The 12,955-nt window shown below is 57.9% G+C and carries 14 protein-coding genes; 6 read left to right on the top strand and 8 right to left on the bottom strand.

All coding sequences use genetic code 11. The annotated features are described in order from the left end of the window. Window positions 1–23 precede the first annotated feature (23 nt). The 4 genes from ACR0B7_RS07500 to ACR0B7_RS07485 form a co-directional block, all read right to left on the bottom strand. On the bottom strand, window positions 24–701 hold the full coding sequence (locus tag ACR0B7_RS07500) for an HdaA/DnaA family protein (protein WP_170384478.1): 678 nt from the start codon (window positions 699–701) through the stop codon (window positions 24–26). Next, window positions 702–1,784 (bottom strand): AI-2E family transporter, encoded by a 1,083-nt coding sequence (locus tag ACR0B7_RS07495; RefSeq protein WP_170411097.1) that lies wholly within the window; start codon window positions 1,782–1,784, stop codon window positions 702–704. It lies immediately after the preceding gene. Between the two features lie 90 nt (window positions 1,785–1,874). After that, a complete protein-coding gene (locus ACR0B7_RS07490; RefSeq protein WP_170483954.1) occupies window positions 1,875–2,849 on the bottom strand; it encodes a 2OG-Fe(II) oxygenase family protein in 975 nt (324 codons plus the stop codon). Continuing rightward, entirely contained in the window at window positions 2,849–4,213 is a 1,365-nt protein-coding gene (locus ACR0B7_RS07485; RefSeq protein ID WP_170483952.1) for an FAD-dependent oxidoreductase, read from the bottom strand. Before ACR0B7_RS07485 ends, ACR0B7_RS07490 begins: the two co-directional genes overlap by 1 nt. 167 nt (window positions 4,214–4,380) lie before the next feature. Here ACR0B7_RS07485 and proS point away from each other — a divergent pair, with 167 nt between their 5' ends. Next, a complete protein-coding gene (gene proS / locus ACR0B7_RS07480; RefSeq protein WP_170384470.1) occupies window positions 4,381–5,721 on the top strand; it encodes a proline--tRNA ligase in 1,341 nt (446 codons plus the stop codon). Further along, window positions 5,705–6,616, top strand: a complete 912-nt coding sequence (locus ACR0B7_RS07475) for a glycosyltransferase family 2 protein (protein WP_170483950.1) — start codon at window positions 5,705–5,707, stop codon at window positions 6,614–6,616. Before proS ends, ACR0B7_RS07475 begins: the two co-directional genes overlap by 17 nt. Here the strand turns inward: ACR0B7_RS07475 and ACR0B7_RS07470 are convergent. Beyond that, window positions 6,610–6,972, bottom strand: coding sequence for a hypothetical protein (locus ACR0B7_RS07470; protein ID WP_170411086.1), 363 nt, complete (start codon window positions 6,970–6,972; stop codon window positions 6,610–6,612). The two genes, ACR0B7_RS07475 and ACR0B7_RS07470, sit on opposite strands and share 7 nt — an antisense overlap. Window positions 6,973–7,323: 351 nt before the next feature. Here ACR0B7_RS07470 and ACR0B7_RS07465 point away from each other — a divergent pair, with 351 nt between their 5' ends. Next, complete coding sequence (locus tag ACR0B7_RS07465) at window positions 7,324–8,619, top strand: lipoprotein-releasing ABC transporter permease subunit (protein WP_170483948.1); 1,296 nt, start codon at window positions 7,324–7,326, stop codon at window positions 8,617–8,619. Further along, complete coding sequence (locus ACR0B7_RS07460) at window positions 8,612–9,298, top strand: ABC transporter ATP-binding protein (protein ID WP_170384461.1); 687 nt, start codon at window positions 8,612–8,614, stop codon at window positions 9,296–9,298. Before ACR0B7_RS07465 ends, ACR0B7_RS07460 begins: the two co-directional genes overlap by 8 nt. Here the strand turns inward: ACR0B7_RS07460 and ACR0B7_RS07455 are convergent. Beyond that, complete coding sequence (locus ACR0B7_RS07455; protein ID WP_170483946.1) at window positions 9,282–9,719, bottom strand: DMT family transporter; 438 nt, start codon at window positions 9,717–9,719, stop codon at window positions 9,282–9,284. The two genes, ACR0B7_RS07460 and ACR0B7_RS07455, sit on opposite strands and share 17 nt — an antisense overlap. A 92-nt stretch (window positions 9,720–9,811) precedes the next feature. Between ACR0B7_RS07455 and ACR0B7_RS07450 the strand changes: the two genes are divergently transcribed. Next, entirely contained in the window at window positions 9,812–10,216 is a 405-nt protein-coding gene (locus ACR0B7_RS07450) for a c-type cytochrome (RefSeq protein ID WP_170483944.1), read from the top strand. A gap of 3 nt (window positions 10,217–10,219) precedes the next feature. Here the strand turns inward: ACR0B7_RS07450 and ACR0B7_RS07445 are convergent, their stop codons facing one another. Next, window positions 10,220–10,906 (bottom strand): hypothetical protein, encoded by a 687-nt coding sequence (locus tag ACR0B7_RS07445; RefSeq protein ID WP_170384455.1) that lies wholly within the window; start codon window positions 10,904–10,906, stop codon window positions 10,220–10,222. Between the two features lie 41 nt (window positions 10,907–10,947). Continuing rightward, on the bottom strand, window positions 10,948–11,610 hold the full coding sequence (locus ACR0B7_RS07440) for a DNA-3-methyladenine glycosylase I (protein WP_170483942.1): 663 nt from the start codon (window positions 11,608–11,610) through the stop codon (window positions 10,948–10,950). Window positions 11,611–12,001: 391 nt separating this feature from the next. Between ACR0B7_RS07440 and ACR0B7_RS07435 the strand changes: the two genes are divergently transcribed. Next, window positions 12,002–12,952 (top strand): ABC transporter substrate-binding protein, encoded by a 951-nt coding sequence (locus ACR0B7_RS07435; RefSeq protein ID WP_170384450.1) that lies wholly within the window; start codon window positions 12,002–12,004, stop codon window positions 12,950–12,952. The last annotated feature ends 3 nt before the right edge of the window (window positions 12,953–12,955 follow it).

The raw sequence follows: 12,955 nt of genomic DNA, 5'->3' as shown, positions 1-12,955 counted from the left end.
CCGGGTGCGGGTCAATTGCCAGATTAGAATTCATCGCGTTCCGAGTTAAGGACGCGCGCAGCCAAAGTTCGCGTGATTTCGCGTTTTTCCGACAGTGCCAACTGGTCCAGTTGCTCCACGACTTCGGCAGCCGTCTCGAAACGCCGGTCCATGTGCTTGACCAGATAGGCAATGACCTCGGGTCCGGGGTTCAGTTGCCTGTCGACAAATAGCTTGGCCAGAACCGCACCCAGAAGGGCGTCGTCCGGCGGGTCCAAGGCGACATGGTGTGCGCCTTCGATCCTGCTTTGCAGATCGGGCAAGGGCAGTTCCCAGAACTTCGGAGCCATGCGCCCCGTCATCAGCAGGGCATGTCCTTCGGCCAAAACCAGATTGTGCAGGTGAAACAGCGTTTTCTGCTGCTCGATGTCACCCGCGATCATGGGCACATCCTCAACGGCAATGGCTGACTGGGCAAGTCCAGGCACGGCGTCATGCGTGATGTCTTTTGCCTGCACGATGCGTCCGCCTGTTTCGGCTGCCCAGACATGGGCCAGATGCGTTTTTCCCGCCCCAGCCGGGCCGCTGAGAACCAGCTTGTTTCCCGGCCATGACGTGGCCGAGATCATGGCAACAGCCAATGCGTTCGCCGGTGAGACGAAAAAGTCCCCTCGTCCCAGCGCAGTCTTGGCCGGAAGATCAAAACTCAGTTGTTGGGCCATTTACTCGTCTTTCTGGTCAGCCTGTTCAGCGCTTTCTAGACCGGTGTATAACCGGCTTTCCAGATAGATCGACGTGGCAAACCGTGCCAGCACGCCCAAAGCCGCGGCAACCGGTACGGCGATCAGCATGCCGACAAAGCCGAACAAAGCGCCAAAAACTGACAGGGCCAACAGCAGCCAGACCGGATGCAGTCCAACCGAGTTACCCACCAGTTTGGGTGTCAGGAAATTACCTTCGGTCACCTGTCCCAACACGAAAATACCGGCAACCAGACCGATCTGGGCCCAGTCGCCCCAGAATTGAAACAAGGCCAGACCAATAGCCAATGTTCCGCCAATCAAGGCTCCGAGATAGGGGATGAAGGTAACCAGACCGGCGATAAATCCTACGATCAGACCGAATTGCAGCCCGACAGCCATCAACGCCACGGCGTAGTAGGTTCCGAGGATCAGGCAGACCGTTCCCATGCCGCGCACGAAAGACGCAAGAACGTCGTCGATCTCGCTGGCCAGTCGTTCGATTGTAGGGGCGTGATCGCGTGGCAAAAGCTCTTCGATGCGGGCGATCATGCGGTCCCAGTCCAGCAGCAGATAGACCGCCACCACTGGAACGATCACCATCAGCACCACAACGTTGATGGCAGACCCCAGTGATGCGGCAACGGATTGCAGGACATCCCCGGTTTTGGACTGCAGGGTCTCGCCCAATGACACGAGAAATTGGTGCGAGTTGGACTCGCGATCCAGTAGAGACGGGAACTGCTGTTCGATGAACCCGCGCAGTTGCTTGACCAGGTTGGGCATGAACTCAACCAATTCAATAAGCTGCGTGATCAGTGCGGGCACTACCATCAGAACCATCAAGATGAAGCCCAATACGCCGACGACAGTTATAATCCCGGTTGCCGCTATCCGTGACAGGCCCATGTCTTCCAGCCGGTCAGCGATGGGATCAAGGAAATACGCGATTGCGCCGCCAATCACGAACGGAAGCAAAACGTCGCCAAGTGCCCATAAAAGCAGAACAAATATCGCAGTGGCGATGCCCCAGTATCTTAGTTGATCCTTCACCGGCAAAGCCATGCTCGTCCCCTTTTTATCGGTTCTTACAGACGTTCTTGGCGTATGTGGGCCTTTGATGCAAGCGGTTCATATATGATGCAAATATGACCGTTAGTCGCTCAGAGTTCCCAGCTCTGGTGTGGTTTCATGTGCTGCCTCATCAGGCCAGTTGGTACGCCAAATTTCCGCCGACCAATGGCCGCAATGGACGGAGGGCCGGTCAAATCCGGGAACTGGGTTGAGTAGGGGAGAGACGACAACGTCGTGACGGGGAACGGCGAAATAGGGAAACGAGTAGCGCTCTTTGCCGGACCGGTTGACGACCCGGTGCGGCGTGGATTTCAACCGACCTCCGGACCACAGTTCAAGCATATCGCCGATATTGACGATAAACCCACCCGGAGGGCAGTCCGGCGTGATCCAGCCACCGTCCCGAGTCTGAACTTCTAGCCCGCCGACTGGATCGGGCGCGATGATGGTCAGCGCGTCAGTGTCCTTGTGTGGATGAATGCCATAGCCGCCATCGTCAGCGGCCTGTGGCGGGTAGTGCAGCAGTGTCATGTTGGTCATCGGCTCGTAGAACGCATCGCGCAGGGTGCGCTTGGGAAGGGTCAACCCAACTTCCAGAGCAGCAAGCAACAGGTCGGCCACGCCGTCCAACTCGGCCCAGTACTTCAGGATGGTAGCGCGGGCAGAGGGTACTTCGCGGGGCCAGATATTTGGGCCGTAAAGTTCGCAGTCCTTGCGAATAGGCGCGTCAGAGGCGACCTCACAATGCAGTTTGTAGCCTTCGTATTTGTCTGCCTTGCCCGAGCCGTCGTTTGGGGTGAAAAACCCCATTGGAATGTAGCCTCGGTAATTCTGACGCGTGATCGCCTGATCCCATTTCGAGTCTTCGTCGATCGCGAAAATTTCCCGGACACAGGCTCGTACCGCGTCCACGGTCTGAGGCGTTATACCGGTGCCCGTGATGGACAAAAAGCCGATCCCGGTGCAGGCGTCGATGATCTGCGCAACCGTTTCTGCATAGTGCGGATGATCCGGCTGACGGAGCGGTTCAATGTTGATCGTGGGTATGTGTTCCATCAGTGAATCCTTACGCCCTGTCGTTCCAGTTCCTTGTGAACGGGGGCGAGGTTCAGTTCGTGAACGTCTTGATTGCTTTTAAGCGACAGCGCGGCTGCGATACCCGCGCCCTGACCCATGACAGCGCAGCAGGCCATGTTGCGCGTGGCGGCGTGGGCCACCTTGTCCGCCCCGTGCGAGCGCCCCGCGACCAGCAGCCCCTTGATCCCCTTGGGTAGCATCGAGCGGTAGGGCACCTGCATATACCGCCCGGTGGTCGGCAGGATCAGGATGCCGTAACCGTCTATGAATTCGGGATAGATGCCGATCGTGTCCTCGAACCGTCCCTGATGGCGGGCGTCTTCCTCAGTCATGTTGTAAACAGCGTCGATCTTGCGGGTGTCACGGATACCGATGGTCATGCCAAAGTTCCGCAGTCGGGCGTTTTCGCAACCCGGCATAAAGCGGCGCAGCGCCTCAATCGCCAGCATGGACTGACGGCGGCCTTCAATCTCGCCGCGCGTCAGACTGTCGGGATCGGTGCCGTCAATCTCGGCCAGATGGATGAGGTTCATATAGGTCAGCTCACCCGTGTCATGCATCGCGCCCCATGTGCCTGCGATGGTGTTCAGGTGCGGCGGGATCATCCCCGCATCAATCGCCTGCTGAAAGGGTTTGTGCACGAAGGGCGAGAACATGTCGTCCTCTTTGCCCGAGGTCTCAATATTCCATTCACCGCCACCACCCCAGTCCTTGTAGGTCTGTGGGTCGGCTTTGACGCCCTCCATGAACGCGCGCTTGTCGACTCCGGCCAGATGGAACATGACCGAGGCGGCCATCATATCCTCGCGCGCGGTTTTGTGAGTGGGGGCGCCTGCGCGGTGGGCAACATCGGCGTCTCCGGTCGCGTCGATCACCACACGGGCCAGAATCGCCTCGCGCCCCGCTTTGGATTCGGTGATGATGCCGGTGATCCGGTCACCGTCCATGATGGGCGCGACGAACTGACGGTGCAGCATCGGATGCACGCCGGCCTCTTGCACCAGCTTGTCAGCCACCAGCTTGAACCCTTCGCTATCCAGCTCATAGCTGAGCGACTGGCTTTCGGGCACCGCCGCGCCCATCTCTTTCGCGCGGGTCTCGAACTCCATGCCGATGCCGCCTGCTTCGACTGTTTGTTCATGGCGATACCAGGCGAACCCCTCGACGCCAACGGCGGTGATGTTGCCGCCCATGCAGCCGAACCGGTCGACCAGAGACACCTCGGCCCCGGCCCGAGCGGCGGCCAGCGCAGCGGCCAGCCCAGCGGGACCAGAGCCCACGACCAGAACATCCGTTTGATGTACGACAGGAACTTGGCGGGCGGGTTCCGAGATTGTCTGCATCGCAGCCTCATGATTTTGCATTTCTGCCACATTTGAGTTTCCTGACTGGCGGGTCAATAAAAAATGCGACTGACCCGAGGTCGCAAAAACGCCAATGCGTGATTGCCCCCGGCGAGGCTTTGGCATAATCACCTTGCAGCGAAATTCTCACCTTTGAAGGTCACCCAATGCGCCTCAGCCGTTACTTTCTGCCCGTTCTCAAGGAAAACCCCTCCGAGGCTCAGATCGTCAGCCACCGGCTGATGCTGCGTGCGGGTATGATCAAGCAGGCATCCGCCGGGATTTATTCGTGGCTGCCGCTGGGCTTCAAAGTTCTGCGCAAGCTGGAAAATATCATCCATGAGGAGCAGGCGCGTGCCGGCCACATCGCGATCCAGATGCCGATCATCCAATCGGCGGACCTGTGGCGCGAATCTGGACGATACGATGACTACGGTCAGGAAATGCTGCGGATGAAGGATCGGCACGACCGGGATATGCTGTTCACGCCCACCGCCGAGGAACTGGTGACGGATATCTTCCGTGGTCACGTCAACAGCTACAAAGACCTGCCGCTGACGCTGTATCAAATCCAGTGGAAATTCCGCGACGAAATCCGCCCGCGTTTCGGTGTGATGCGGGGGCGCGAGTTCTACATGAAGGACGGATACAACTTCGACCTGACCAAAGAAGACGCGCTGCACGCCTATAACCGCCATCTGGTCAGCTACCTGCGCACTTACGAACGCATGGGCCTGCAAGCCATCCCGATGCGTGCCGATTCCGGCCCCATCGGTGGCGACGACACGCATGAATTCCTGGTGCTGGCCGATACCGGTGAGTCCGAGGTTTTCTACGATAGTGCTGTCACCGACCTGAGTTTTGGTGATCGTCAGATCGACTATGACGATCGCGCACAGTGTCAGGCTATCCTCGAGGAGTTTACCTCGAAATACGCGCGCACCGACGAGACCCATGACGAGGCGCTGTTCAATCAGGTGCCCGAGGAACGCCGCCGCGTGGCGCGAGGGATCGAGGTGGGGCAGATCTTCTATTTCGGCACCAAGTATTCCGAGGCGATGGGCGCGACGGTTCAGGGGCCAGATGGCAAGCCGACCCCCGTCCACATGGGCAGCCACGGCATCGGCGTCAGCCGTTTGATCGGGGCCATCATCGAAGCCAGCCATGACGACAAGGGCATCATCTGGCCCGAAGGCGTGACCCCGTTCCATTGCGGTATCGTGAACCTCAAGCAAGGCGACGAAGAAGCGGACGCGGCGTGCGAGAAACTCTACGGGGCCCTGACCGCGCTGGGGCTTGAGCCGCTATACGATGATCGAAACGAACGGGCAGGGGGCAAATTCGCCACTATGGACCTGATCGGTCTGCCGTGGCGCATCACCGTTGGTCCGCGCGGTCTGAAGAACGGTGTGGTCGAACTGACCTGCCGCCGCACCGGGGAAAGCGAAGAGCTTAGCCCCGAGGCCGCCGTCACAAGGATTGCCGAGATCTATGAGAACGTTGCCTGAAACCGAGAATCCGCCGCTTGTTTCTGTTATTACCGTAACCAGAAACTTGATTGAGGAAGGGCGCAAGGAAACCATTCTCGACGCCCTTCGCAGCGTGCAATCTCAAAGGTTTCGCGGCGTCGAGCATGTCATTTGGGACGGTGAGTCCACTGACGGGACTCAGGCGTTGCTGACACAGGCCATCGAAGAAATCGCGTCGTCGCCCGGTAGTATCCCAATCCGCTATATTTGCGAGGCAGATCAGAGCCTCTACGACGCAATGAACAAAGCGGTTGAGCGCTGCACAGGCGAATATGTGCTGTTCCTGAACTCGGACGACTTGATCCCGGGCGAAGATTGTTTGCTGAACGTGGACAAGGCGATCAAAGATACCCGGCCCGACTTTATCTACGGAGAAACCATCTTTGTTGAAGAGGACGGGCGGCAACGTCATGCCAAGCGGCTGACCATCAAGTCGATATTGCAGCGGATGCCCTTCGGCCATAACGCGATGCTGATCCGAAAGTCTCTGTTTCAGAAATTGGGGGGGCATGATCTGCGTTTTCGTATCGTCGGAGACTACGACATGATCCTTCGGATGATTTTGGCGGGCCACCAGGGGTACAGGCTGCAATCCCCGTTGTCGTATTTCCGAAAGGGCGGTGTTTCGGCGGACATTGATGCAGTCGGAGCTGAGATGGCGGAATGTTGGCGTAAGAACTTTGCGGATTACTGCGACATGTCTGCCTACGACGAGGACCAGCGTATCGCTTGGTACAAGAAAGGGCACCTTCCGGTGAAGGTTTCGGCCTCAATACTGGCGAATTCCCTCACGCATCCAACCATCGCGCGGGCTGCCATATACAGCATGACAAAAACCATGCGGCGTTCGGTGCAGTTCTGGCGTCGTTACTGAAACCCGGTCAGTCCTGGTCGCGTGGCCAAAAGATCACCATCGGCACCGCTGCCTCTGGCAACGACAATCGGTCTGCCCAGCTTGCTCACAAGGTCTTGGAACTCGAGTCCAAGGAACCTCATTCCGCAAATCCTGTCGCCTGAAACGCGATCTGTTACGCACAGCCTTCCTTGTCGAAATGCTAGGCGGTACCCTTTGTCTTTGAGTACGTCCGTCAGACTGCCCCAGCTTACTGCGCTGGCGAATACAGGCAGGATCGCTGCACGCAGCAGGGCTGCGGTTTCACAATCCAGTTCTGTTGAGGCTTGTCGGGTTGAAATTGCACCCGTTTCTTCCGTTTCAATTTGAATACTCATGAGCGACCCCCGCTCTGAAATGTATTCCCCCACCAATAGGGTGACAAAGTTTCCGAAAATAAGCAAAAAGTGAAACAAAGTTGCTTTCAAAATGTTGCATTTTAAGTTCAGTTGCCGCCCGAATACTCACATTAATTTCATAGCTGAAACAATTGCGGGCTGTCTGTGAGCGATGTCACACCCTTGGGCGTGACGGTTTGGGCATATGTCACCTTTGATTCGGTTGGTTCGGACAAATTTGATTCGCGCTGGGCGGGCGTGCGGTGAAATCCAAGCCTTTCGACAGACTACCTGCTTGACCATCTGGCGAAATGCCGAAAGTGTCGCGTCAAACCAAAAACCGGAGCAGGCATGGCCAAAACACCCCCGCCCTTTGCCCCATTTGAATGGAAAATCGCCTGGCGATACCTGCGCGCGCGCCGTGCCGAAGGTGGCGTCAGTGTCATGACGTGGATTTCGCTGATCGGAATTACTCTGGCGGTGTTCGCTCTGATTGCGACACTGGCTGTGCGGTCGGGATTCCGGTCGGAATTTGTGGGCACGATTTTGGGCGCAAATGCCCATGTCACGGTTTTCTCGGCCGGAGAGCTGGACGCGCAGGGCCGCGTGGACCGTACCATCTCGGACTACTCTGACATGGCCGAGCGTATCGCACAGGTGCCCGGTGTGAGCCGGGCCGCGCCTTTGGTTAAAGGGCAGGTGTTGATTACCAACCGTGATCGCAGCAGTGGTGTAGAAGTGTTCGGTACCCAGCCTGATGACCTGCTTGATCTGCCGGGTGTGGTCGAAAGCGAGCAGGCCGTCGGCGATCTTTCAGAGTTTCAGGACGGTCAGGATGTGATCGCCATCGGGTCGGGGGTTGCCCGCAGCATCGGCGCAACCGTTGGGGATACGGTCAAGCTGACTTCGCCCAACGGGGTGAAAACCGCGTTTGGCACCTCGCCGCGGGTGAACGCCTATCGCGTGGTCTATGTGTTCTCGGCTGGGCGCTATGACATCGACCGCACGCGGGTGTACATGCCGTTTGAGCAGGCGCAGAGCTTTTTCAACCGCGAAGGTGTCGCCGACGAGATTGAAGTCATGATCGAACGCCCAGAGGAGATGACACCAATCCTGATCCCGATCCTTGAGGCTGCCGGAGAACGCAGCCAAATCTGGACGTGGCAAGATGCTTCGGGTGGGTTCCTCCGGGCGCTTGAGGTCGAGGACAATGTGATGTTCATCATCCTTTCGATCCTCGTCCTGATTGCCGCGATGAACATCGTATCCGGGCTGATCATGCTGGTTAAGAACAAAGGGCGGGATATCGGGATATTGCGCACGATTGGTCTGAGCGAAGGATCAGTTCTGCGCGTGTTCTTTATTTGCGGAGCGTTCACGGGGATTATTGGAACAGCGATGGGCGTCGTTCTGGGATGCCTGTTCGCGATCTATATCGATCCGATTTTCAGCTTTGTGAACTTTGTCATGGGAGGAGGGGTTTGGGATCCGTCCATCCGAGGCATCTATGCGTTGCCGGCCGAGTTGCACTTGGCTGATGTTCTCAAGGCTATCGGGCTGTCGTTGGGCCTGTCCTTCTTTGTTACCTATTTTCCGGCGCGCCGAGCCGCGCGGCTGAACCCGGTTGAGGCGCTGCGCTATGAGTGATGTGACGATGCGGTTGAACGGTCTGACAAAGACCTACCTGAAGGGGACGCCGGGCGAGGTTCAGGTGCTGCGCGGCGCTGACCTAGAGTTGCGCTCGGGTGAAGCAGTTGCGCTGGTTGCGCCGTCGGGCGCGGGTAAGTCCACCCTGCTGCATATCGCAGGGTTGCTGGATACGCCCGATGCGGGGTCCGTGGAAATAGCTGGGCAGAACGTAACTGGAAAAGGCGACCGCACGCGAACGGCGCGGCGACGGCAGGATATCGGGTTCGTCTACCAGTTTCACCACCTGTTGCCCGAGTTCACTGCGCTTGAAAACATCACTCTGCCCCAACTGGCCAACGGCGTCTCGGAGAAGGCGGCGCAGGACCGGGCGAAGTCTTTGCTAGAACGTGTTGGAGTTGCCCAACGCGCCGATCACCGACCGGCGGCCTTGTCCGGCGGTGAACAACAGCGGGTGGCGTTTTGCAGAGCGCTCGCCAATAGACCTCGGGTTTTGCTGGCGGACGAACCGACGGGCAACCTGGACCCTGATACTTCGGATCAGGTTTTTGACGCGATGATGGCGCTGGTTCGGGATGAGGGGCTTTCCGCCCTGATCGCCACTCACAACATGGATCTTGCGGCACGGATGGACCGCAAGCTGAAGCTGGATGGAGGCGTGCTCAGGCCAGTTGAGTGATGGCAACCCCTGCGGCCATAACTGCGATACCGCCAGCCCGCACCCATGTCAGCGGCGTGACCTGAGCGCCAAACAGACCGAAGTGGTCGATTGCGGCTGTGCTGACCAACTGCCCCAATAGCACGAAAAATACGGCGTTTCCGACGCCGAAATGCGGGGCCACGTGGGTAATCGACAGGACGTAAAAGGCGACTAGGACGCCAGCCAGCAGAAGATGTTTGGGGGCGTCTACTGCCTTGGGCAGCGACCCGACACCGGGAAAAAGCAGCATCACCACAGCAGATGATATGAAGGCGATGGCGAACAGGATCACCGCAGCCGTGGTGGGCGAACCGATCAGCTTCCCCAGTGCCGCATTCAGCGCTGCAAGGATGGGCACGCCAATTCCAGCCGCCAGCATAATCGCCGCATATTGAGTCATTGCCTGTACCCTCCTGCTTCGTTGATCTGGATCATTGCGCCATGCGAGGCTTCGGGCAAGCCTGTAAATGTCAATCGCGACAGGAGGATAGGATGATCAGACAGATACTCAGGACAGTTTCCATAGGGCTGGCGACGATGGCGTCGCAGGCAGTTGCTCAGGATGTGGACACCGGGGCCGAGCTCTACCAGCACTATTGCGCGACATGTCATGGGATCGACGCGACGGGACACGGACCGATGGCTGGTGTTCTGGTCATTCAGCCCACAGACCTGACCCAGCTTGCCGGTGAGGATGGCGTTTTCCCGACCGCTCGGGTCGTGGCGCGCATTGACGGGCGCGATCCACTGGTCAGCCACGGCAGTCCGATGCCGGTCTACGGGCCATATTTTGAAGGGCAGGATACCTCGATGAAAACGCCTGATGGCCAGCCGATCCTGACAAGCCAGCCGATTGTGGATTTGGTGGCGTATCTTGAGACATTGCAGGGCGGCTGATCCCTAGTGGCAGATGCCTTCGATTTTGGCGTCGGCCCAAGGAATGACAACGGCACGTTCGCGTTGCTGTTTCGGCAGCGGCGACAAGTCGAAATGTTCACCCAACATGACGTGCAATCTCTGGGTGCGTGGCGCGGCCGGGTCCAGTGCCCTACAGCACACATATTCTTCGACAATCGCGCCCTGTTGTTCAAACCCGTACGACAGGAAATCGGGTGAGCTGTCCAGATCGAACAGGTAGGGGTCTTTGTTCCCGCCATGCTCTGCGGCTGCGCGCAGGGGGTGGTAGCCAGTTGTTTTCCGGTTTTGCCATTGCCAGACGTGGGTAAGCTCATGCGCCAGCAGCATTGCTGCGATCAGGTCCATTTGCTCGGGGAATTCCGACATATAATCCTCAAGATACCAATCGCGCGTAAAGTAGACACGATTGAACAGGGCAACAGCGGCAGGTTTCGCCGTAACGATCCCTTCTTCGGCAGGCGGTAGGATACGTTCCCGGCAGGCGAGGCGAGGGCGCTTTTCGCGATAAAACGTAATCGGCGCGACCGGAGCACCTTCGACGAGACGCACGTTTTTCACGTTCAGTGTGTCGCCCTGAACAGCGCTGGCAAACGCGACCTCCTGATCCGTCAGTGGACGACCACAGGCGGCAAGCAGCAATAGAAACGTCATCAAAATGAAACGCGTCATAATCAAAGCCTAATGCGTTGCCTACGCTCTGCAAGCCGTTTTCACAGGCTCATCGCCAAAACGCGGCTTATTTCGGTCAGGGAGCGCCCCGATTGTTCCATCCAAGTGTTAAAGGCCGATTGAACGGCAGCCATTGCCTTTTTTGAAGTCGGAGCCTTATCGACGACACCTTCTGCAATCAGGCGCGCGGTGACGTCTCGGGACAGAATGAAACTGTCGCGACCGGCAAAACGCATTGCGTATTGGGCCGAAGCTCCGCCAAGGCGAGACCCGCGCTTGCCTAGCATTGCCAACAACCCGACAAAATCCCTCGAGGGCCAGCCCCCCAGAACCTGTCCTGCGCCACCTTCTGTGCGAAGCTCCAGCAGAAAGGCGGCGTTGTCGCGTACTGTCGCGATCTTGGTGCCATTGCGGACGATACGAGTATCCTGAAGCAGCGAGTCGAATTTCTCATCATCCATGAAGGCGCACCGACCGACATCGAACCCATCAAAAGCGGTCTCGAATCCCTCCCACTTGTTCTCAATGACTTTCCAGTTGAAGCCAGCCTGAAAAATGCACTTGGTTATGATCGATAGCCATCTGTCCTCGGGCATCGACGCAAGTTCAGCCAGGGTTTTGGGTTTTCCAAGGTTTTGTTCCAAGGCGTCCGGGCCACCGTGTCGTTGCGCTGCGATGGAATAAATCTCGTCAAAATGATGCATCAAAGGCGTCCTCCGAGTTCAGGGTCGCGTGTAGATGCGGCCGATGCAAGGTTCCTGTTGGGGTCTGTTTTTTGCGCGACATACAGAAATTCACGCAATTTGAGAAAGAAATACTCGACAAAGCGAGTGATTCCGGTTTGTGATTGACTCGTCAATCAACTTCCGGCCCGACCAAATGTGAAAACACGTTGGGGCGGGTGCGCTGCGCAATACGAACGGTGGGAAAATACGATCAGTTGACGGGCGGGGCCAATTTGCCTCGACTAAACTGCTTGCTTCCCTTTTCCGGCCAAATTTGTGCATGTTGCGACATGGTATTGTCATGCGACAAGCCTTCCGGCGCGCGACCGCGCCGGTTTGGGCAAAAAAATAGAAGACAGGGAGAATGTCGATGAAAAAACTGAGTGTAAGCCTTTTGGCGATGACGGTAGCCGGATCAGCATACGCAGCCGATATGGGCGCTGTGGACGAGCCGATCAAACTGGCGATCAACGAATGGACCGGTCAGCATGTCACCACGCATGTTGCTGGTGAGATGCTAAAGGCCGCGGGCTATAACGTGGAATATGTCACCGCGGGCATGATGAACCAGTTCCAGGCGCTGGCCGATGGCGACATCGACGCGACGCTTGAAATCTGGTCGTCGAACGTCTCGGACGAATACGCCAAGAAGATCGAAGAAGGCACCGTTGTTGAAATCGGTGATCTGGGTCTGGATGCCAAGGAGGGTATCGCGTACCCCGCGCACGTGGCCGAACTGTGCCCGGGCTTGCCTGCTTGGGAAGCCCTGAAAGACTGCGCGCAGGTCTTTGCGACGGCGGAAACGCTGCCCGGTGGTCGTCTGGTCGATTATCCGGCCGATTGGGGCACCCCCGGTGCGGACCGCATGGTTGGCCTTGAGCTGCCGTTCAAAGCGGTTCCTGCTGGGTCCGAGGGCGCTCTGATCGCGGAGCTGCGTGCTTCGACCGAGCGTAAATCGCCGCTGCTGATCACCTTCTGGCAGCCGCATTGGGCGATGTCGGCCTATGACGTGCAATTCGTTGAGCTGCCAGCCGGTGAAGAAGCGTGCTTTAATGACCCATCCTGGGGGCCGAACCCGAACGCGGTGAACGACTGTGACTTTTCGCCTTCGCGCATCTTCAAGGCAAGCTGGAGCGGCATGGAAGACAAATGGCCCGCTGCATATGAGATCCTGACCAACTATCAACTGGCGGTCGAAGACCAGCAGCCGATGATGGGCGCGATCGACGTTGATGGTGGCTCGGTCGAAGAGGTCGTCGCCGCGTGGATGACCGAGAACGAAGGCAAGTGGCGTCCGGTCGTTGACGCGGCAACCCAGTGAGCC

The sequence above is a fragment of the Ruegeria sp. BB6 genome, assembly GCF_056539385.1.
The sequence above is the reverse complement of the archived record's forward strand: the minus strand, read 5'-3'. Positions and strand labels throughout refer to the sequence as shown.

Bases quoted from the DNA above. Each gene is read 5' to 3' on its own strand.
- ACR0B7_RS07485 (WP_170483952.1), bottom strand. From the start codon at position 4,213: ATGCAGACAATCTCGGAACCCGCCCGCCAAGTTCCTGTCGTACATCAA.
- ACR0B7_RS07500 (WP_170384478.1), bottom strand. From the start codon at position 701: ATGGCCCAACAACTGAGTTTTGATCTTCCGGCCAAGACTGCGCTGGGA.
- ACR0B7_RS07455 (WP_170483946.1), bottom strand. From the start codon at position 9,719: ATGACTCAATATGCGGCGATTATGCTGGCGGCTGGAATTGGCGTGCCC.
- ACR0B7_RS07490 (WP_170483954.1), bottom strand. From the start codon at position 2,849: ATGGAACACATACCCACGATCAACATTGAACCGCTCCGTCAGCCGGAT.
- ACR0B7_RS07445 (WP_170384455.1), bottom strand. From the start codon at position 10,906: ATGACGCGTTTCATTTTGATGACGTTTCTATTGCTGCTTGCCGCCTGT.
- ACR0B7_RS07440 (WP_170483942.1), bottom strand. From the start codon at position 11,610: ATGCATCATTTTGACGAGATTTATTCCATCGCAGCGCAACGACACGGT.
- ACR0B7_RS07465 (WP_170483948.1), top strand. From the start codon at position 7,324: ATGGCCAAAACACCCCCGCCCTTTGCCCCATTTGAATGGAAAATCGCC.
- ACR0B7_RS07435 (WP_170384450.1), top strand. From the start codon at position 12,002: ATGAAAAAACTGAGTGTAAGCCTTTTGGCGATGACGGTAGCCGGATCA.
- proS (WP_170384470.1), top strand. From the start codon at position 4,381: ATGCGCCTCAGCCGTTACTTTCTGCCCGTTCTCAAGGAAAACCCCTCC.
- ACR0B7_RS07460 (WP_170384461.1), top strand. From the start codon at position 8,612: ATGAGTGATGTGACGATGCGGTTGAACGGTCTGACAAAGACCTACCTG.
- ACR0B7_RS07470 (WP_170411086.1), bottom strand. From the start codon at position 6,972: ATGAGTATTCAAATTGAAACGGAAGAAACGGGTGCAATTTCAACCCGA.
- ACR0B7_RS07475 (WP_170483950.1), top strand. From the start codon at position 5,705: ATGAGAACGTTGCCTGAAACCGAGAATCCGCCGCTTGTTTCTGTTATT.
- ACR0B7_RS07450 (WP_170483944.1), top strand. From the start codon at position 9,812: ATGATCAGACAGATACTCAGGACAGTTTCCATAGGGCTGGCGACGATG.
- ACR0B7_RS07495 (WP_170411097.1), bottom strand. From the start codon at position 1,784: ATGGCTTTGCCGGTGAAGGATCAACTAAGATACTGGGGCATCGCCACT.